The 879-nt window shown below is 49.3% G+C and carries 2 protein-coding genes; both read left to right on the top strand.

Annotation, left to right across the window (positions count from 1 at the left end; all coding sequences use genetic code 11):
- The first annotated feature begins 211 nt into the window (after positions 1–211).
- Positions 212–508 (top strand): DUF4134 domain-containing protein, encoded by a 297-nt coding sequence (locus tag ACESQI_RS24125; RefSeq protein ID WP_005832149.1) that lies wholly within the window; start codon positions 212–214, stop codon positions 506–508.
- A gap of 1 nt (position 509) precedes the next feature.
- On the top strand, positions 510–842 hold the full coding sequence (locus ACESQI_RS24120) for a DUF4133 domain-containing protein (protein ID WP_005832146.1): 333 nt from the start codon (positions 510–512) through the stop codon (positions 840–842).
- Positions 843–879: the final 37 nt, after the last annotated feature.

Below are 879 nucleotides of genomic sequence, written 5' to 3'. Positions count from 1 at the left end.
CCGGAAGAAATGAAATGCCGCTTTCTCCTTATCCCTGTTTTTACTGTTTCATATTGCCGGGAAAACCCTTTTTGAATGCTTGAAAACCCCTTGCCGATGTAACGTGACGTCATAAGGTGTCACAAGTCGTACAGTTTGTAAATCAATGGATTAAGCACTATATATTCGCAGTCGAAATCATTTTTGTCTCACCAATTAAAAGTTTCGACACATGAAAAAAAGATTCTTTTTGGCAGCCATGACGCTGCTGGTTTCAATGGGGGCTTTCGCCCAAGGCAACGGTATCGCCGGTATCTCGGAAGCGACCAACATGGTCACTTCGTATTTCGATCCCGGAACCAAGTTGATTTACGCCATCGGCGCCGTTATCGGCCTTATCGGGGGCGTGAAGGTATATTCCAAGTTCTCGTCGGGTGACCCGGACACTTCAAAGACCGCCGCCAGCTGGTTCGGTGCGTGTATCTTCCTGATTGTGGCTGCCACCATCTTACGTTCATTCTTCCTGTAATATGGCGAAGTATCCTGTCAACAAGGGAATCGGTCGCAGCCCGGAGTTCAAGGGACTCAAGAGCCAGTACCTGTTCATCTTTGCCGGAGGGTTGCTCGCCCTGTTCGTGGTGTTCGTCATCATGTACATGGCAGGCATAGGCCAGTGGGTCTGCATCGGTTTCGGGGTCATCTCCGCATTGGTGCTGGTCTGGGCGACCTTCAGCATGAACACGAAATACGGCGAATGGGGGCTTATGAAACTCCATGCGCTGCGCAGCCATCCCCGCTACATCATCAGCCGGAGAAAGTTCCTCCGGTTGTTTTCTTCAACTATTAAAAACAGAAAGGCATGAAAAACGTAATGAAAACAGCCACGCTGGAAAGCAAGTT

It is taken from the genome of Bacteroides sp. HPS0048, from assembly GCF_964240755.1.
In the GTDB taxonomy this organism is placed as follows: Bacteria; Bacteroidota; Bacteroidia; order Bacteroidales; family Bacteroidaceae; genus Bacteroides; species Bacteroides nordii.
The sequence above is the reverse complement of the archived record's forward strand: the minus strand, read 5'-3'. Positions and strand labels throughout refer to the sequence as shown.